19 protein-coding genes and 1 tRNA gene are annotated in these 18,556 nt (G+C 58.6%); 10 read left to right on the forward strand and 10 right to left on the reverse strand.

The features are described from left to right. Positions 1 to 83: 83 nt before the first annotated feature. The 9 genes from KGB14_RS23400 to KGB14_RS23440 form a co-directional block, all read right to left on the reverse strand. Complete coding sequence (locus KGB14_RS23400) at positions 84 to 2,990, reverse strand: DUF927 domain-containing protein (RefSeq protein ID WP_223489014.1); 2,907 nt, start codon at positions 2,988 to 2,990, stop codon at positions 84 to 86. Then, a complete protein-coding gene (locus KGB14_RS23405) occupies positions 2,987 to 3,259 on the reverse strand; it encodes a DUF3077 domain-containing protein (RefSeq protein WP_223489015.1) in 273 nt (90 codons plus the stop codon). Before KGB14_RS23405 ends, KGB14_RS23400 begins: the two co-directional genes overlap by 4 nt. After that, positions 3,256 to 3,540: a hypothetical protein gene (locus tag KGB14_RS23410; protein ID WP_223489016.1), complete on the reverse strand. Its 285-nt coding sequence runs from the start codon at positions 3,538 to 3,540 to the stop codon at positions 3,256 to 3,258. The genes KGB14_RS23405 and KGB14_RS23410 overlap by 4 nt, the downstream gene beginning before the upstream one ends. Further along, the gene (locus KGB14_RS23415) at positions 3,537 to 3,695 is read right to left on the reverse strand and encodes a hypothetical protein (protein ID WP_223489017.1); all 159 of its coding nucleotides are present in this window, start codon (positions 3,693 to 3,695) and stop codon (positions 3,537 to 3,539) included. The genes KGB14_RS23410 and KGB14_RS23415 overlap by 4 nt, the downstream gene beginning before the upstream one ends. A gap of 376 nt (positions 3,696 to 4,071) precedes the next feature. Continuing rightward, positions 4,072 to 4,377, reverse strand: a complete 306-nt coding sequence (locus KGB14_RS23420) for a hypothetical protein (RefSeq protein WP_172791592.1) — start codon at positions 4,375 to 4,377, stop codon at positions 4,072 to 4,074. Beyond that, complete coding sequence (locus tag KGB14_RS23425; RefSeq protein ID WP_223489018.1) at positions 4,374 to 4,628, reverse strand: helix-turn-helix transcriptional regulator; 255 nt, start codon at positions 4,626 to 4,628, stop codon at positions 4,374 to 4,376. The genes KGB14_RS23420 and KGB14_RS23425 overlap by 4 nt, the downstream gene beginning before the upstream one ends. A gap of 82 nt (positions 4,629 to 4,710) precedes the next feature. Further along, positions 4,711 to 5,649 carry a hypothetical protein gene (locus KGB14_RS23430; RefSeq protein WP_223489019.1) on the reverse strand — a complete coding sequence of 313 codons (939 nt, stop codon included), beginning with the start codon at positions 5,647 to 5,649 and terminating at the stop codon, positions 4,711 to 4,713. Between the two features lie 245 nt (positions 5,650 to 5,894). Further along, positions 5,895 to 7,136 (reverse strand): tyrosine-type recombinase/integrase, encoded by a 1,242-nt coding sequence (locus tag KGB14_RS23435; protein ID WP_223489020.1) that lies wholly within the window; start codon positions 7,134 to 7,136, stop codon positions 5,895 to 5,897. 165 nt (positions 7,137 to 7,301) lie between these two features. Continuing rightward, positions 7,302 to 7,386: transfer RNA gene (locus KGB14_RS23440), tRNA-Leu, on the reverse strand. A 107-nt stretch (positions 7,387 to 7,493) separates the two neighbouring features. Between KGB14_RS23440 and queA the strand changes: the two genes are divergently transcribed. The 6 genes from queA (at position 7,494) to KGB14_RS23470 (ending at position 13,579) form a co-directional block, all read left to right on the forward strand. Further along, the gene (gene queA, locus KGB14_RS23445; RefSeq protein ID WP_223489021.1) at positions 7,494 to 8,543 is read left to right on the forward strand and encodes a tRNA preQ1(34) S-adenosylmethionine ribosyltransferase-isomerase QueA; all 1,050 of its coding nucleotides are present in this window, start codon (positions 7,494 to 7,496) and stop codon (positions 8,541 to 8,543) included. Between the two features lie 14 nt (positions 8,544 to 8,557). Then, positions 8,558 to 9,673 carry a tRNA guanosine(34) transglycosylase Tgt gene (gene tgt / locus KGB14_RS23450; protein WP_176466924.1) on the forward strand — a complete coding sequence of 372 codons (1,116 nt, stop codon included), beginning with the start codon at positions 8,558 to 8,560 and terminating at the stop codon, positions 9,671 to 9,673. A gap of 43 nt (positions 9,674 to 9,716) precedes the next feature. After that, positions 9,717 to 10,052: a preprotein translocase subunit YajC gene (yajC, locus tag KGB14_RS23455; RefSeq protein WP_008014002.1), complete on the forward strand. Its 336-nt coding sequence runs from the start codon at positions 9,717 to 9,719 to the stop codon at positions 10,050 to 10,052. A gap of 63 nt (positions 10,053 to 10,115) precedes the next feature. Continuing rightward, positions 10,116 to 11,984 carry a protein translocase subunit SecD gene (gene secD, locus KGB14_RS23460; RefSeq protein WP_223489022.1) on the forward strand — a complete coding sequence of 623 codons (1,869 nt, stop codon included), beginning with the start codon at positions 10,116 to 10,118 and terminating at the stop codon, positions 11,982 to 11,984. A 9-nt stretch (positions 11,985 to 11,993) separates the two neighbouring features. Continuing rightward, positions 11,994 to 12,908: a protein translocase subunit SecF gene (secF, locus tag KGB14_RS23465; RefSeq protein ID WP_223489023.1), complete on the forward strand. Its 915-nt coding sequence runs from the start codon at positions 11,994 to 11,996 to the stop codon at positions 12,906 to 12,908. A gap of 119 nt (positions 12,909 to 13,027) precedes the next feature. Beyond that, a complete protein-coding gene (locus KGB14_RS23470; protein WP_223489024.1) occupies positions 13,028 to 13,579 on the forward strand; it encodes a glycine zipper 2TM domain-containing protein in 552 nt (183 codons plus the stop codon). 250 nt (positions 13,580 to 13,829) lie between these two features. On the opposite strand, the gene suhB is transcribed toward KGB14_RS23470, so the two are convergent. Further along, a complete protein-coding gene (gene suhB, locus KGB14_RS23475) occupies positions 13,830 to 14,648 on the reverse strand; it encodes an inositol-phosphate phosphatase (protein ID WP_223489025.1) in 819 nt (272 codons plus the stop codon). A gap of 306 nt (positions 14,649 to 14,954) precedes the next feature. Here suhB and trmJ point away from each other — a divergent pair, with 306 nt between their 5' ends. The 4 genes from trmJ (at position 14,955) to KGB14_RS23495 (ending at position 18,498) form a co-directional block, all read left to right on the forward strand. Next, a complete protein-coding gene (gene trmJ, locus KGB14_RS23480) occupies positions 14,955 to 15,725 on the forward strand; it encodes a tRNA (cytosine(32)/uridine(32)-2'-O)-methyltransferase TrmJ (protein ID WP_223489026.1) in 771 nt (256 codons plus the stop codon). Positions 15,726 to 15,727: 2 nt separating this feature from the next. Next, positions 15,728 to 16,504, forward strand: a complete 777-nt coding sequence (cysE, locus tag KGB14_RS23485; RefSeq protein ID WP_223489027.1) for a serine O-acetyltransferase — start codon at positions 15,728 to 15,730, stop codon at positions 16,502 to 16,504. Positions 16,505 to 16,742: 238 nt separating this feature from the next. Beyond that, positions 16,743 to 17,234, forward strand: coding sequence for a Fe-S cluster assembly transcriptional regulator IscR (gene iscR / locus KGB14_RS23490; protein WP_003227911.1), 492 nt, complete (start codon positions 16,743 to 16,745; stop codon positions 17,232 to 17,234). Between the two features lie 49 nt (positions 17,235 to 17,283). After that, complete coding sequence (locus tag KGB14_RS23495; RefSeq protein WP_223489028.1) at positions 17,284 to 18,498, forward strand: IscS subfamily cysteine desulfurase; 1,215 nt, start codon at positions 17,284 to 17,286, stop codon at positions 18,496 to 18,498. Positions 18,499 to 18,556: the final 58 nt, after the last annotated feature.

Below are 18,556 nucleotides of genomic sequence, written 5' to 3' on the forward strand. Positions count from 1 at the left end.
TTCCTTGAAATGTGGTTTGGGTTGAATGAGCGGCTGGCGAGGCCGGGAATGAGCCGGCGCTACCTCGATCAGCGGAGATGCCCTCAGGCAGCCCGAGCCTCGCTCTCATCCATTCCCGGAATCGTCTTCACGATGTAGCAGCGTTGCTGACCGAGGCCGGGCAGCCGGACCAGACTCGACGCCTTGCCGTCGCTGCTCGGTTCCAATACACCGCGCTGCAGCAGCTCCTTATTCACGGCGTTGATGTTCATGCCCCGGAAGATCTCCGAGCGCCATGCCTCAGGCAGCACGTAATAGGTGTTGGTGGTGTGTAGGGAGTCGCCCAAGCCGTGCTCCAGCGTCTTGCGAAAGCCGAGACGGTCGATGGTGCGCGGGCCGTGTTCGTCGATCTTTGCCGCCGCCGATTCCCAGCGGGTGAACCTGCTTTCGCCGAAGCGCTCAATGACCTGGCGCAGCCGCGCCAAGATCGCATCGCCTTCGAAGTTCCCGGCGCCCCCACGCTCGTTCATCCACGCGTTGAGGCACACGCGAGCGGCGGTGGTAGCTGTGCCGTCGGGCCAGCCGGTAATCCCCATCGCAGTGGCCAGCTCGCCCGCTGCGGCCGCGAGGCCGAAACGAGCAGCTGCACGGTACGCCTGCCCGCTCGCCGAGGCGGGTAGCGATTGGGTGATAAAACCTTCGAGCGTGCGACGCAGGATGGCGGACCAACCGTGACGTTTGCCGGGTTCGCACAGTGCTGTCAGGAAGGCGGTAAGTGGCGTGCCGTAATACTTCGCTACCCGAGCCTTGAGCGCGTCGGCCAGTGCCGCCGCATCCTCAAAACCGTTGAGCGCATCGAACATGCCGAGGCCTTTACTCGCATCAGCCGGGACCGCGAGCATGCGTACCTCCATGCCCGCTTTCAGCTCCTTGTTGGCCTCAGCCATATGTTGGGCCAGTGTCTTCTCGCCGGTGGAGAGAAACAGCAAACGCCACTCCTGTACCTGTCGGCCAGCTTGGCCTCGATCGTTGGCGCGTGCCTTGCCGGTGCCGTTGCCGAGCATGTAAACCGTCTCGCCGATGATGCGCGGGTCGCACATGCCGATCTCATCCAGTACCAAAAGGCCGTCGGAGTGTGCGGCGGCGATGGACTCCAGCGCGTTGTCGGTGGAACGCCACGAGCGCACCAGACGCGGCCCGCCGTAGATCGAGGCGGCGACCTGCAAATGTGTGGTCTTGCCGCCCGAGCTGTCGCCGTACAAGTGAAAGCCGCCCGACTCATGGCCAAGCATGTGCAGCAGCGGCCCGGCAAAGGCCACGCCGACGACAAACGCCAAGCGATGATTGCCGACGCACAGTGCGCCGATTTGCTCTTGCCACTGCTCAAGCGAACCTGCTTCGCTGATTGGCGGAAGCTGAGAACCGGCCTCATAGAAGTGCAGGTGTTCGCTGTGCATGCCGACCTGTTGCTCGGGCAGCAGAAAGGCGCTGTCGTGCCAACCCAAACGGGTGACTAATCGTGCCCGTTGTGCGCTGTCGAAGCCGCCGAGATAACTTTGCAGGTCGTTGCGTGCATTGCGTCCGGAGCGACTACCGGCGAGACGCAGCCCCATATCCACCAACGGGCCAAGCACGTCTTTGCCGAAGTCGCCGGTCATGGTGCGCGCCGGGATGTTCCAGCGTTTTTTGGCGCCGTCGGGATCGTCGAACTCGACCAGTAGGCCCCAGTTCTGACCTTTGTCATCGCGGGTACGGGCGAGTATTTCCAGAGGCGAACATACTGGGCGCGATTCGCCGTCATCGCCCGCATAAAACACACCTTCGGACGTGAGGCGAAAGCCGCTGGGCACCAGGTCATTTTTCGATTTGGCCGGACGCTTGGCTGGTGCTTTGGTTTTCGGTTCCGGCTTGGCTTCGGTCGGTTGTGTCGCCGACTCTTCCACAGGCAAACCGAACAGCTCACCGTTGCTTTCCAGCTCGGCGAAGTGGGCAGCTATCCAGCCTTTGGCGAGTGCATCGGCTGCATCGTCGCCGTCGTTCCATTGACCACCTTTGGCGAAGGCGGGGCGCTCGTTCTTCAGCGTAGGCTTGCGTTTGAACACATCCAGCGCGATGACCCGTACCGAGGCGGCGCCGATCTCGCGCAGCTTGTCGGCGACGGTTTCCATGCAGGCTTTGCCGCTGACGTCATTGTCCGGCCACAGCAACACGTCGCGACCTTTGAGCGGTGCCAGGTCGGCTTTGTGCCAGGAGTTGGAACCGTTCGGCCAGCAGGTGGCCACGTAACCCGGCAACAGTTCGGCGGCGGCATCGGCGGCTTTCTCGCCTTCGCAGAGAACAACCGGTGCGTCAGCGCGTTGGGCCAGTTCATCAAGGCGCAACAGTGGACGCGGATCTGGCAGACCCTGCCAGCGCCATTGTGTGGTTTGGCCATCGGCGCGCTGACACCATGTCAGGGGAGCAAAGACCTTCTTCGGCTTGCCGTCGTCATCGGGGGTGAGGTCGAAGCGGTAGAGCGCCATTAGCGGCTGGCCCTGAGCATTCCGGTAGATCCACACCTTGGAGGGCGCGCCGTGCTGCCGATGCTTGACCGGGCACTTGTTCATGGCCTCGGCCGGGATCGGCTGAATTGCTCTCCACTCGGGCGCTTTCGTCTTGGCAGGCGCGGCCTTCGTCTGGGCGCCGCCGGGCGGCACGTTGAGCAGGTCTGCCAGTTTGTTGCAGGCTTCGACGTCGGTGCCGCCGTCCAGATAGCGCACCAGATCGATCAGGTCGCCGCCTTTGTCATCGGTGGCGAAGTCGGCCCACGTACCCTTGCTCAAATTGATCTTGAGCGAACCGGCGCGCTTGTCGCTGCGGGTCGGATTCGGTGCGGTGTATTCCTTGCCCCCATCCACGCGCTTGCCGTTGGGCAGCCAGTGCGACAGGACACGATCAATGTTTTTCAAAGCGGCGGCTTTCACGTCGGCGAAGCTTGGACGTTTTGTGTTGCTGTTCGGGTGCTGGCTCATGTGTCAGCCCTCGGCAGAAACAGTGCGTCGTTGATGTCATCGATCAGGGCTTTGGCCATCTCTCCAAGGTACAGAGCAGGCCAACTGAAACGCTCGCTGCTGTCGCTCATGGCGGCGTCGAAGTTGAGTTGGTTGGCGTGATGCTGCAGCAGGGAAACCATCTCCAGTGCATCCTCGACCGGTACTCCGGCGTTGACCCGGAACAGCTTCAAATCGGTGGCGTTCACGCGAGTAAATGTGGCGTGACCACGGGTGGTGGAGGTGGTCATAGCGCACCGCCTTTCTGCGCGGCCGGAATGGAGGTGTTGTCACCGTGCAAGGTGAGGGTTTTGATCAGGCCGAGAGTGCCGCGCACGTCCCAGAGGACGGCGGCGATCACATGATTGGCTAGGCGCGAGGATTCACTTTCGAAGTGATCCTCCAGCAGCGTCAGCACGGAGTCTGCGCGATCTATGGCGCAGGTGATGGCGTCGATAGGAACCCCAGCTTCTGCTTTCGGATTAACGCAGAGCAGGTCTTCCGGCAGGGCAAAACTCAGGGCGCTGTTCATTGGGCACCGCCTGCGGTTTCGAGTGCGCGGGCTTTGGCCATGTGGCTGTTGTAGCGGGAGAGACGGGTAGCGAGGCTGGAATTGGCATGTAAAGCGGCGAGAGCCATTGCACGGTGTGCAGCGGCGCGAATTTTGGACGGATTGAGGGTATGCATGGGGTGACGCTCCTGTATGTGAGGAGCTGCCACGGTTCGCCGTCAAACGAATTGGGGTGGCAGCTGTGCGCAGGTTGACGGACCGGGCATACAGGACCCCGGCAGACCCGAAGGTCTCCCACGCACAGCCACCATAAAACGGGAATGCGGGCACAAAAAAAGCGCCTGCAATCGATATGGGGGCGCCTGTGCGCCTGTATGTACTCGGGCCGTCAAACCCGGTCGCTGATTCTGCAGCGACGGCCAGAGAGTAACGTCCGTTTTTCGAAAGTGCAACCGTGCGTATAACTTGCGAAATTTTCAGGTGCAGCATAAATTGTTCTGGCATGTAGATTTACCTCAACGCCTCCGGATCGCTCCCGGGGGCGTTTTCATTTCAGGCATGAACTTCCCAGCGCAGGGAAAGCAGGGGCAGGAAGTCACCATCGATCATGGCGCGAGCATCTTCGTAGGCGGCTGCTTGCTGGCCTTCGTCGACAGTCACTGCATTGAATTTTTCGGTGTGGAAGGTAATGGCGCACCAGGTGCCATCAGGCCAGCTGAGCACACCAACGACGCGACTTTGTTTTTCCTGCCGGCTGCGATAGCGCTCAAGGCGTTGCATGTAACGCGGCGAAAAACCGACTTGGCGCAGAATTGAGAAGGGTTGCAATACTGCGGTAGTGATAGGTCTTTTTCTCATGCTGCCACCCGATCACGTGCAGCGATGCGCGCGCGAGTCCATGCTTGAATCTCTCCGAGCACCCACGCGACTGGCGCACTTCGGGCGTTGCTGTTACTCAGCTTCACCGGGAGTGGAAATCCACTCTCAGGTTGGCGCATGAGCTTGTAGATGGTCGGACGGGCAAGCCCAACAATTGATACCACCTCGGGCATACGGATGAGAGTTGCGGCGGGGTCGTGTGAAGCAAGGTGTTTTATTGCGGTAGTCATAGCGATCCAAACCTGCGTTTATTGAGACGACAGGCCATACGCTACGGATAGGGAGGGGAGCGGACTGTGTCCGTTCCCTTTTTTATTTGAGCGGTCGAAGACCTAGCGCAGTCAAATGATCACGGATGGTTTTCTTGGTGCCGTGAACGGTCTGGTCGAAAAGCAGGTTGGTTAGCTCTGCATCTGTAAGGTTTCGCTTCTCAATTCGTCGCCCTGCAATAATCGTCTCAGCGGCTGTCTTTATCTTTGATCGCCGATCCATCGTCTCTGTTTGTGTTTTAGAGCTAGCATCTTGATTACCTTTGCCAGCCTCTTGTCCGCGCTTAGATGCCTTCGCTGAAAAAGCTTCGTCTAGTAGTCGGAGCATCAGACTCGATGTGTTGAAGCCATTTTGGGATACGTCGATGCTCTCTACCTGGCGATAGAGGTTTGCCATCAACAATGCCTGGTTAGCCTCACCTTTTAAGGAGGCAAACTGCTCTCTCGCTTCTATTTCAAGCCCAGCGCGGCGATCTCGTTCTTTATCGATTAAGGTCGCGTATTGGCGGGGGGAGTCCTTTCTTAGCCCCTCTATCAGATCCGCGTCTATATCGTAGGTAGCGACCTCGAGCTCGAAGAGCCAATTTGCAAGTATTTCCACAGCCTGTACGCCGAGTACCAGGGCAAAAGCCGCAGCGAGTTGTGAATCTGTAGCTGGATGATCGACCCCGAGAAAGCCTCGAATGACGTTAGGCAGTGATGCTGCTTCCGCAGAGCTTGCACGTTCACCGATGGCATCCCGGAGTCGAAACAAGGTTCTTGTGACTGATTCTGCACTGGTCGCGTAGGAGCCATCCTCAAGCCAGAACGAAGTTGCCACGCCGATGAGGTCGAAAGCTTCTCGGAAATGCTCGTGGAAATGGGGATACGACGCTAACTCACGCACTGCTAGTTCGGCGTCATCCATGTCCCAAATCAGACACTTCACGTCGGTACCTGCGATTTCTAGTTCTTCAGCTTCAATGCCTAGCTCGATATCCATTTAAGCCGCCCCTCGCCCCGAGACAGGCGCGCTGTTCCAGCGTCGTGGATTGGGTAAAGCCGCTGCCGACAGGAAGGACTCGGGGATATTTCTGTTACACGACTTCGTGTCGTTACACCTGAGGTATTCGAGGTGCGAGCAACGTGTAACTGATAAATAATTCATGATTATCAATGAGTTAAATTGAGTAGTTACACCTGTAACACTAGTTACACCGATTTTTGAGGGGGGGCGATTACGTGCGCTCATACCGCCTTTCCAAGCTGTCCCTGCACCACATTACCCGCTGCCATTTGCTCAAGGTGGTCGGCATACCACTGCATCATCGTTACGCGTTGCTCAAGGTATTGGGCTTTGTTGTATACCCCTGAGATGCCTTCCTCTTTGTGGGCCAGCTGCGCTTCAACATGCTCCTTCGGCCAGCCATGTTCTCGAAGCAACGTGCTTGCGGTGTGTCGAGTACCGTGTCCAACGAGGCGACCTTTGTAGCCGATGGTGGCAAAGACTTTGTTGATTGTGTTTTCACTAATAGTTGGGTTCTTGGCTCCTACGCCGGGGAAAAGCCAGCGACTCCGTCCTGTTAAGCAGTGCAGATCCTTCAGAGCGGTAACAGCTTGATGGGGAAGGGGGCATACAAAATCCCGACGCATCTTCATCTTGGCAGCAGGTGTCGTCCAAATGGCTTTCTCAAGGTCGAACTCTTTCCACTCAGCCAAGCGGACCATGCCAGGGCGCGATGCTGTCCAGACACAAAGCCAAGCGGCGGTGCGGGCTGTCAGTCTGCTTGGTGTGTTTTTGAGTGCGTGGAGGAATTCAGCCAGCTCAGGTTCCAGCAGGTGTGGATGCTGCTGAGTCTTGGGGGCTTGGGCTGCAATGTCACGGAGGCGACTGCCCGGATCGTTTTCGGTGAGCCCTAAGCCGATGGCTCGGCCGAAGATTTGATTGACCCAAGTGCGACACTTTTCCGCCACGTTGTGTGCGTTTCGGGCCTCGAGGGATGCCTGGAGTTCTGCGCAGTCAGTACGGGTTATTTCGTCGAGGGGCTTATCTCCAAGCGCGGGGAGTATGTCTTTGTCGAGGTAAGTGCGGATCTTGTTAAGAGTGGAGGGGGCGAGGCCCTTTTCTTCTTTAGCCTTGAGCCAAGCTTCAGCAGCAGCTCGGAAGGTTCGAGTCCTGGCAGCATCAATGGCAGCTTTCGCAGAGCGTTTCTGTTCGAGAGGGTCGGCCCCGCTGCTAACTACCTTGCGTAATTCGGCAGCTTTGTCCCGAGCTAACGCACCACTTACTTCCGGGTAACCCCCGAGCCCCATCCAGGCCCAATTACCCGCCGGACGTTTGTAGCGGAGCTGCCAGGATTTACCACCATCAGGTTTGACCCTGAAGTAGAGGCCGTTTCCGTCCAGCTCCCTGTATTCCTTTGATTCTGGCTCCAGCCCCGCAAGCGTCGTGTCTGCGAGAGGGCGGCGCTTGATATCTGCGCGCTTCATCCTTGTATCCCAAAGTTCGGTATTTTCCTCAGGATACAAGTAGGGATACAGGGATACAACGGATAAGGGGATACAGAGGTAGATGGCCAGACACAAAAAAACCGGCTCAAGTGGCCGGTTTTTCTGGGTCTGAGAGTCTGGTAGAGACTTTCAGATACTGCTATATGGTGCCCCGAGGGAGACTCGAACTCCCACTCCTTTCGAAAACGGATTTTGAATCCGCCGCGTCTACCAATTCCGCCATCAGGGCTCAATGGCGGCGAAGTATAGAGATGAGATAACCGTCGGTCAATCAGGTACATGGAGAATTTTTGATATTTCCGCTAGACTTCCCGGCCCTGCTAGACGAACCCCATCATGCGCGTTGCTGACTTTACTTTCGAACTCCCTGATTCGCTGATCGCTCGCCACCCTTTGGCCGAGCGTCGCAACAGTCGTCTGTTGACCCTTGATGGGGTCAGCGGCGCCCTGGCACACCGTCAATTCACTGATTTGCTCGAGCATTTGCGCCCGGGCGATTTGATGGTGTTCAACAATACCCGGGTGATTCCGGCGCGGCTGTTTGGTCAGAAGGCTTCCGGCGGCAAGCTGGAAATTCTGGTGGAGCGGGTGCTCGACAGTCATCGCGTGCTGGCCCATGTGCGGTCCAGCAAGTCGCCCAAGCCGGGTTCGAAGATTTTGATCGACGGCGGTGGCGAAGCCGAGATGCTGGCGCGTCACGATGCGTTGTTCGAGCTGGGGTTTGCCGAAGAGGTGTTGCCGCTGCTCGACCGCGTGGGGCACATGCCGCTGCCTCCTTATATAGATCGCCCTGATGAAGGCTCGGATCGCGAGCGTTATCAGACGGTGTACGCCGAGCGCCTGGGCGCGGTGGCGGCACCGACGGCGGGGCTGCATTTCGATCAGCCGCTGATGGAGGCGATTGCCGCCAAGGGTATTGAGACTGCGTTCGTGACCTTGCACGTCGGCGCGGGCACGTTCCAGCCGGTGCGGGTCGAGAAGATCGAAGATCACCACATGCACAGTGAATGGCTGGAAGTTGGCCAGGACGTGGTGGATGCGGTCGCGGCTTGCCGCGCTCGCGGTGGTCGCGTGGTGGCGGTGGGGACCACCAGCGTGCGTTCACTGGAAAGCGCCGCGCGCGATGGCGTGCTCAAGTCGTTCAGTGGCGACACCGACATCTTTATCTACCCGGGCCGGCCGTTTCATGTGGTCGATGCCCTGGTCACCAACTTTCATTTGCCCGAGTCCACGCTGTTGATGCTGGTTTCGGCGTTCGCCGGTTATCCCGAGACCATGGCCGCCTATAAAGCCGCCGTCGACAACGAATACCGCTTTTTCAGCTACGGTGATGCGATGTTTATCACCCGTAATCCCGCACCACGTGGCCCAGAGGAAACAGAATGAGTCGCACCAGTCGCATGTCTTTTGAGCTCCTTGCCACAGACGGCAAGGCTCGCCGCGGTCGTTTGACCTTCCCGCGCGGTACCGTCGAGACCCCGGCGTTCATGCCGGTGGGCACGTACGGCACGGTCAAGGGCATGCTGCCGCGGGATATCGTCGCCACGGGCGCGGAAATCATTCTGGGCAACACCTTCCACTTGTGGCTGCGTCCTGGCACTGAAGTGATCAAGAAGCACGGCGACCTGCACGATTTCATGCAGTGGAAAGGCCCGATTCTGACCGACTCCGGCGGTTTTCAGGTGTTCAGCCTGGGCGCGATGCGCAAGATCAAGGAGGAGGGCGTGACCTTCGCCTCTCCGGTCGACGGAGCCAAAGTGTTCATGGGCCCGGAAGAGTCGATGCAGGTCCAGCGTGACCTGGGCTCCGACATCGTGATGATCTTCGACGAATGCACCCCGTACCCGGCCGATGAAGACGTCGCTCGCGTCTCGATGGAGCTGTCGTTACGTTGGGCCAAACGTTCGAAAGAAGCCCATGGCGACAACACGGCGGCGCTGTTCGGCATCGTTCAGGGCGGCATGCACCAGGACCTGCGCATGCGCTCCCTGGAAGGCCTCGACAAGATCGGCTTCGACGGCCTGGCCATCGGCGGTCTGTCGGTGGGCGAGCCCAAGCACGAGATGATCAAGGTGCTCGATTACCTGCCGGGCCAGATGCCGGCTGACAAACCTCGTTACCTTATGGGCGTTGGCAAACCGGAAGATCTGGTTGAGGGTGTGCGCCGCGGTGTGGACATGTTCGATTGCGTGATGCCAACCCGTAATGCCCGCAATGGGCATCTGTTCATTGATACAGGCGTGCTGAAGATCCGTAACGCGTTCCATCGCCATGATGATTCGCCGCTGGATCCGACCTGCGATTGCTATACCTGCCAGAACTTCTCCCGTGCTTATCTGCACCATCTGGACAAGTGCGGCGAAATGCTGGGTAGCATGTTGAATACCATCCACAATTTGCGCCATTACCAGGTGCTTATGGCTGGTTTGCGCGAGGCTATTCAACAGGGTACATTGGCCGCCTTTGTCGATGCCTTCTACGCCAAACGCGGGTTACCTGTTCCGCCTTTGGACTGAGTTTTCTGACCCCAAGATTCAACATTTGCAACTGGAGTGCTAAATGAGCTTTTTTATCTCTAATGCCATGGCTGACGCTGCTGCACCTGCGGCAGGCCCGATGGGCGGCGGCTTTGAGTGGATTTTCCTGGTCGGTTTCCTGGTCATCTTCTACCTGATGATCTGGCGTCCACAGGCCAAGCGCGCCAAAGAGCAGAAGAACCTGCTGGGCAGCCTGCAAAAAGGTGACGAAGTGGTGACCACCGGTGGTATCGCCGGCAAGATCACCAAAGTGTCCGACGACTTCGTTGTTCTGGAAGTCTCCGATACCGTCGAAATGAAATTCCAGAAAGGCGCCATCGCCGCCACGCTGCCAAAAGGCACGCTCAAAGCGATCTAAGTTTCAACTTCTACTCAATCGACGGGGCGCGCAAGGCGCCCCGCGTCATAAGCGGGCGGCGTGATGCTGAACAAATACCCTCTGTGGAAATACATTCTGATCCTGGCGGTGCTGGCGGTCGGTCTGATTTATTCCGCTCCCAATCTATATCCTGATGACCCGGCTATTCAGGTCAGCGGTGCAAGTACCGCACTGTTGGTCAATCAGGCTGATCTGGACCGTGTGAGCACTGCGCTCAAGGAATCCGGGATCAACGTCAAGGCTGCCACTTTGGCCGCCAACGGCAAGGGCGGTCTGATTCGTCTGACCAAGGCTGAAGATCAGCTGCCAGCCAAAGACGTCGTGCGCAAGGCATTGGGTGATGACTATGTCGTTGCACTGAACCTGGCACAAACCACGCCGCAATGGCTGCGCAGCCTGGGCGCGCACCCGATGAAGCTGGGTCTGGACTTGTCCGGTGGTGTGCACTTCCTGCTGGAAGTGGACATGGACAAAGCCCTCGACGCTCGCTTGAAAGTGTACGAAGGCGATGTGAAGAGCCTGTTGCGTAAAGAGAAACTGCGCTATCGCAGCCTGCCACAACTGGGCGGTGCCATTCAGCTGGGCTTCACTGATGAAGCAGCCCGCGAACAGGCGCGAGTGCTGATCCGCAAGAGCTTCAACGATTTCGACATTGTTCCGGCCGACCTCAATGGCCAACCGGTACTGCGTCTGGCGATGACCCCGGCCAAGCTGGCGGAAATCCGCGAATACTCCATCAAGCAGAACTTGACCACGGTCCGTAACCGCGTCAACGAGCTGGGTGTTGCCGAACCTATCGTTCAGCGCCAGGGCGCCAACCGCATCGTGGTTGAGCTGCCGGGCGTGCAAGACACTGCAGAAGCCAAGCGTATCCTCGGCAAGACGGCCAACCTTGAGTTCCGTCTGGCCGCTGAGCCTGGCGCTTCGAAAGCGACCTCTGAAACGTTCGAATTCCGTGAAGGCAAGCGCCCGCCGGCGCAGATCGAGCGTGGCCTGATCATCACCGGTGACCAGGTGACAGACGCCAAGGCTGGCTTCGGCGAGCACGGCACGCCAGAAGTGAACATCCGTCTGGATGGCCACGGTGGTGAGCTGATGAGTCGTGCGACTCGCAGCAACGTCGGTCGCAGCATGGCGGTGATCTTCATCGAACAGCGTCCGGTCACCACTTACGTCAAACAAGTGGTTAACGGCGTCGAGAAAGACGTGCCGGTCCAGACGTTCAAGGAAGAGAAGAAAATCATCAGCCTGGCGACCATTCAGTCGCCGCTGGGTGCCCAGTTCCGCATCACTGGCCTGAACGGCCAGGGCGAGTCGTCCGAACTGGCGCTGCTGCTGCGTGCCGGTGGTCTGGCGGCACCGATGTACTTCGCTGAAGAGCGCACCATCGGCCCAAGCCTGGGTGCCGACAACATCACCAAAGGTATCGATGCATCGCTGTGGGGCATGCTGTTTGTCTCGCTGTTCATCATGGTCATCTACCGCTTCTTCGGCCTCATCGCCACCGTCGCGCTGACGGTGAACATGGTGATGCTGCTGGCCTTGATGTCGCTGCTGGGTGCAACGCTGACCCTGCCGGGTATCGCCGGTATCGTGTTGACCATGGGCATGGCGGTCGACGCCAACGTTCTGATCTTCTCGCGGATACGTGAAGAGATCGCGGCCGGCATGACCGTGCAGCGGGCAATCAACGAAGGCTTCGGCCGGGCATTCACCGCGATTCTCGACGCCAACCTGACAACCTTGTTGGTCGGCGGGATTCTCTTTGCGATGGGCACCGGCCCGGTCAAGGGCTTCGCAGTGACCATGTCCCTCGGGATCTTTACCTCGATGTTCACGGCCATCATGGTGACCCGCGCGATGGTCAACCTGATCTTCGGCGGTCGTGACTTCAAGAAGTTGTGGATTTAAGGGGCTGCCATGTTACGTACAATCAACTTCATGGGCGTTCGCAACTTTGCGTTCGGCGTCACATTGTTCCTTACGGCGCTGGCCATTTTCAGCGTCTTCCACAAGGGCATGAACTGGGGCCTGGACTTCACCGGCGGTACGCTCATTGAGCTGACCTACGAGCGTCCGGCCGACGTCACCAAGGTGCGTGAGCAACTGGTGACAGCGGGTTATCACGAAGCCATCGTGCAAAGCTTCGGTGCAACTACCGACTTGCTGGTCCGTATGCCGGGTGAAGACCCGCAGCTGGGTCATCAAGTGGCAGAAGCGCTGCTGAAAGTCGGCGGCGACAACCCGGCCCAGGTCAAGCGCGTCGAGTTCGTCGGCCCGCAGGTGGGTGAAGAGCTGCGCGACCAGGGCGGCCTCGGCATGCTGATGGCGCTGGGCGGCATTCTGATCTACCTGGCTTTCCGCTTTCAGTGGAAGTTTGCGGTCGGTGCGATCGTGTCCTTGATCCACGACGTGATCGTGACCGTCGGTATCCTGTCGTTCTTCCAGATCACCTTCGACCTGACGGTATTGGCGGCGGTGCTGGCGATCATCGGTTACTCGCTCAACGACACCATCGTGGTGTTCGACCGGGTTCGTGAGAACTTCCGTGTCCTGCGCAAGGCCAGCCTGATCGAGAACATCAACATCTCGACCACGCAAACCCTGCTGCGGACCATGGCGACGTCGATCTCCACCTTGCTGGCGATCGCGGCCCTGTTGTTCTTCGGTGGCGATAACCTGTTCGGCTTCTCCATTGCCCTGTTCATCGGGGTTCTGGCGGGTACCTACTCGTCGATTTACATCGCGAACGTGGTGCTGATCTGGCTGAGCCTGAGCACCGAGGATCTGATTCCTCCAGCGGCGACCGAGACGGAAGTCGACGACCGTCCATAACGGTTATCGTTTTCCAGTTGTTGGCCCAAAAAGGCGCGAGTTGAACTCGCGCCTTTTTTTGTGCTCCAAGGCTGGGAGAAGCGCGGGCAGGTCCCGCATGTGATGGTCAGGAGGTTCATGTGAACAAGTCGATGCTGGTTGGCGCAGTATTGGGTGCTGTTGGTGTGACGGCCGGGGGTGCTGTTGCCACCTACAGCCTGGTTAAAAAAAACGGCCCTGAGTATGCGCAAGTTCTAGCCGTTGAACCGGTCAAGACACAAATCAAGACGCCACGTGAAGTATGCAAGGACGTTGCAGTAACCCGGCAAGCGCCGGTGAAAGATCAACATCAGATCGCCGGTACGGTGGTCGGTGCGCTGGCTGGTGGTCTGTTGGGTAATCAGATCGGCGGCGGTACAGGTAAAAAGATCGCTACAGTGGCCGGTGCGGTCGGTGGCGGTTATGCGGGCAACAAGGTGCAGGAGGGCATGCAGGAGCGTGACACCTACACCACGACTCAAACTCGCTGCAATACGGTGAATGACATCAGTGACAAGGTCGTTGGTTACGATGTTCGGTATTCGCGGGATGGCAAGGAAGGCAAGGTGCGGATGGATCGCGATCCGGGTAACCAGATTCCGGTCGACAAGGAAGGCAAGCTGATCCTGGGGCAGAGCCAGCCAGCTCAGTAATCAGCTCTGGTTCAGATCAAAAAAAGCACTCGATTGGAGTGCTTTTTTTGTGCCCGGGATTTATGTGCTGCCACCAATCTCTGTGGGAACGGGCTTGCTGCGATGATGGTGTCACCTGCGCCATCAATGGTGCTGATACTCCGCTATCGCGGGCAAGCCCGCTCCCACAGGGTTATGTTGTGATTCGCAGAATGAAATTCCAGGCATAAAAAAAAGCACCCCGAAGGGTGCTTTTTTTGTCGCTGGAAGCTTAGCGCTTCAGCGAGGCCGGCAGGTGCGGCTGGATCGCCGTCAAAACTGCCTTGAAGCATTTGGTGTTACCAGCAACGACGTGGCCTTTCTCGAGGAAGTCGTGACCGCCGGTGAAATCGCTCACCAGGCCGCCTGCTTCCTGAATCAGCAGGGCGCCTGCTGCCATGTCCCACTCGGACAGGCCCGACTCCCAGAAAGCATCGAAACGGCCAGCGGCGACATAGGCCAGGTCCAGGCTCGCAGCGCCGGCGCGACGGATGCCGGCAGTCTGGCCAACCAGGGCGCGGAACATGCCCAGGTAGTTGTCGAGGTTGTCCATTTGGTCGTCACGGAACGGGAAGCCGGTACCCAGCAGGGCGCCGTCCAGGCTGGTGCGGCCGCTGACGCGCAGGCGACGACCGTTCAGTTGAGCGCCGCGACCACGGCTGGCGGTGAATTCTTCCTGGCGAACCGGGTCCAGAACAACCGCGTGTTCCAGGCGGCCACGGTATTTGCAGGCGATGCTGACAGCGAAGTGAGGAATGCCGCGCAGGAAGTTGGTGGTGCCATCCAGCGGATCGATGATCCACAGGTACTCTTCGCCTTCGATGCCGTTACCGGCGTGCATGCCGGTTTCTTCACCCAGGATCGAGTGATTAGGGTAAGCCTTGCGCAGCGCATCGATGATTTTCTGTTCGGCGGCACGATCCACCTCGGATACGTAATCCTTGGCGTCTTTTTCGTCGACCTTGATGGTATCCAGGCGCTCGATGGAGCGGAAAATCAATTCACTGGCGCTGCGGGCGGCGCGCAGCGCGATATTCAGCATGGGCTGCATGGATGTGTCACCTAAGGTTGTTAAAGAAAGCCGGGCATTCTATCAGAAAGTTTCTACAGGTGAAGGTCGGTGTTCGCTTTCATGGCTTAACGGTGTGTCCCGCCTCAGAAATACGTCCACTTTTTGACGAGTGGTTGATGTTGGCAAGCAAGGCGCCGCGCTGACTTATCGCTCGCTATGAGGAGAAGCGGCAACGCAGCATGCCGACATTGAACGCCGTCAACAGTGAGCAGTTATTTTTGAGGCGGGACACCCTGAGGAACTGTAAGATTCGGCTCCCCCTTATTGTGTTCGAGAGCGCCTCCCTTGCTGCAAAACATTCGTGTCGTCCTGGTCAATACCAGCCACCCCGGCAATATCGGCGGTGCTGCGCGTGCCATGAAGAACATGGGCCTGTCGCGGCTGGTGCTGGTCGAGCCACGGTTGTTCCCGCACCACGAGGCCGATGCGCGGGCGTCTGGCGCCGGGGACATCCTTGAAAACGCTCAAGTCGTCGCCACTTTGGAGGATGCCTTGGTCGGCTGCAATCTGGTGCTTGGCACCAGCGCTCGCGATCGTCGCATTCCCTGGCCACTGCTCGATCCCCGCGAATGCGGTGTGAAGGTGGTCGAGGAAGCAGGGCAGGGCGCAGAGATCGCTCTGGTGTTCGGTCGTGAAGATTCCGGCCTGACCAATGAAGAGCTGCAGCGATGTCATTATCACGTGCACATTCCATCAGACCCCGAATTCAGTTCGCTGAACCTCGGGGCGGCGGTGCAGGTGTTGAGCTATGAAGTGCGCATGTCCTGGTTGGCGGCCCAAGGTCAGCCGACCAAGGTCGAGAAGGATGAAGTGGCGTCCACCAAAAGTGGTGAACTGGCGACCATGGATGAGCTGGAGCGGTTCTATGAGCATCTGGAACAAACCCTGGTGGCCATCGAATTTCTCGACCCGGAAAAACCACGGCACTTGATGGCGCGCCTGCGCCGGTTATACGGACGCAGCTCGGTCAGCCGGGCGGAAATGAATATATTGCGTGGCATCCTCACGGAAACCCAGAAAGCGGCCCGTGGCGAGCTTCTAAAGCGGAAGGATTAAAAATGTTCGAGCGTTTGCGTGAAGATATCCAGAGTGTTTTCCATCGTGACCCGGCAGCGCGCAACGCCTTTGAAGTACTGACCTGCTACCCCGGCATGCACGCCATCTGGATCCATCGTCTGTCGTCCGCGTTGTGGGGCATGGGTTGGAAATGGCTGGCGCGTCTGGTATCGAACTTCGGTCGCTGGTTGACCGGGATCGAGATTCATCCGGGTGCCAAGGTCGGTCGTCGCTTCTTCATCGATCATGGCATGGGCATCGTTATCGGTGAGACCGCCGAAATCGGCAACGACGTCACCCTGTATCAGGGCGTGACTCTTGGCGGCACCAGCTGGAACAAGGGCAAGCGTCACCCGACTCTTGAGGATGGCGTCGTGGTCGGGGCGGGCGCCAAGGTGCTCGGTCCGTTCACTGTCGGTGCCGGAGCCAAGGTGGGTTCCAATGCCGTGGTCACCAAGGCGGTTCCGCCCGGGGCGACAGTGGTAGGGATTCCGGGGCGAATCATCGTCAAGTCCGATGATGAGCAGGATGCCAAGCGCAAAGCCATGGCCGAGAAAATCGGCTTCGATGCCTATGGTGTCGGCGAAGACATGCCGGACCCGGTCGCTCGAGCCATTAACCAGTTGCTCGATCATCTGCAGGCTGTCGATGGTCGACTTGAAGGGATGTGCGGGGCGCTGAAGGACCTGGGTAGCAATTACTGTGCGAAAGATCTGCCTGAACTGCGCGAAGAAGACTTCGCCTGTGTGAAGGACAAGGATCAGAGCCAGGCCGGCTAGACCGAGTCAACCTCATCGCGAGCAGGCTCGCTCCCACATTTGAAATGCGGTTTCCTGTGGGAGCGAGCCTGCTCGCGATGAACGATAACGCGCAATTGCTGGCTGTACACGGCCAGCCTTTGCTATGATGCGCGCGCTCTTTTGCGGGTAAACCTGACTAAAGTACTAGGTCTTATAGTTGACTTAAATACTCGGGAATTGCATACTCGCCCCATTCCGAACTCCGTGGTAATTGTCCATGCGACTGACTACAAAAGGCCGATACGCCGTGACCGCCATGCTTGACCTGGCGTTGCACGCGCAGCACGGGCCGGTGTCCCTGGCCGATATCTCCGAGCGCCAAGGCATCTCCCTGTCCTACCTCGAGCAGCTTTTTGCCAAATTGCGCCGCAGCAATCTGGTTTCCAGTGTTCGCGGTCCAGGCGGTGGCTACCAGCTGTCGCGCGACATGCAGGGCATCCAGGTGGCCCAGGTGATCGATGCGGTCAACGAATCGGTCGATGCTACCAAGTGCCAGGGCCAGGGTGATTGCCATTCCGGCGACACCTGTCTGACTCACCACTTGTGGTGCGATCTGAGCCTGCAGATTCACGAATTTCTGAGCGGTATCAGCTTGGCTGACCTTGTAACTCGCCGTGAGGTGCAAGAAGTAGCCCAGCGTCAGGATCAGCGCCGTTGCAACAGCAAGGCGCCACGCCTGGACAAGATTGAAGCGTCCGCCGTCGAATGACAGCCAAAGAGCTAGCGGCACGCCAGCCAGCCTGATTAGGAGATAGTCCATGAAATTGCCGATTTACCTTGATTACTCTGCGACCACCCCGGTTGATCCGCGTGTCGCGCAAAAGATGAGTGAATGCCTGCTGGTCGACGGAAACTTCGGTAACCCGGCTTCCCGTTCCCACGTGTTCGGCTGGAAAGCTGAAGAGTCCGTCGAGAACGCTCGTCGCCAGGTCGCAGACCTGGTCAACGCCGACCCGCGTGAAATCGTCTGGACTTCCGGTGCCACCGAGTCCGACAACCTGGCAATCAAGGGTGCGGCGCATTTCTACTCCACCAAAGGCAAGCACCTGATCACCACCAAGATTGAGCACAAGGCTGTCCTCGACACCATGCGCCAACTGGAGCGTGAAGGTTTCGAAGTGACCTACCTCGATCCTCGCGAAGACGGTCTGGTCACCCCGGAGATGGTCGAAGCAGCCCTGCGCGACGACACCATCCTCGTGTCGATCATGCATGTGAACAACGAAATCGGCACCATCAACGACATCGCAGCCATCGGCGAACTGACCCGCTCCAAGGGGATCCTGTTCCACGTCGACGCCGCTCAGTCCACCGGCAAGGTCGAGATCGACCTGTCGAAGCTGAAAGTCGACCTGATGTCGTTCTCCGCCCACAAAACCTACGGCCCTAAAGGCATCGGCGCGTTGTACGTCAGCCGCAAACCGCGTGTTCGCATCGAAGCGACCATGCACGGTGGCGGTCACGAGCGCGGCATGCGCTCCGGCACTCTGGCGACTCACCAGATTGTTGGCATGGGCGAAGCTTTCCGTGTAGCCAAGGAAGACATGGCTGCCGAGAACGTACGTATCAAAGCCCTGAGCGAGCGTTTCTTCAAGCAGGTCGAAGGCCTGGAAGAGCTGTATGTCAATGGCAGCATGACCTCCCGCGTACCGCACAACCTGAACCTGAGCTTCAACTACGTTGAAGGCGAGTCGCTGATCATGGCGCTCAAGGATCTGGCGGTTTCTTCGGGTTCGGCCTGCACCTCGGCATCGCTTGAGCCTTCGTACGTACTGCGCGCCCTGGGCCGCAACGACGAACTGGCACACAGCTCGATCCGCTTCACCTTCGGCCGTTTCACCACCGAAGAAGAAATCGATTATGCCGCGCAGAAAGTCTGCGAGGCCGTTACCAAGCTGCGCACCTTGTCGCCGCTGTGGGACATGTACAAAGACGGCGTCGACATTTCGAAAATCGAGTGGGCGGCGCACTGATATTCAAGTCGCCGCAACGGGCCCTGCGAATCCACGATTGGCAGGGTTTCAAGAGCGA

The organism is Pseudomonas sp. A-RE-19 (assembly GCF_019956555.1).
GTDB lineage: Bacteria > Pseudomonadota > Gammaproteobacteria > Pseudomonadales > Pseudomonadaceae > Aquipseudomonas.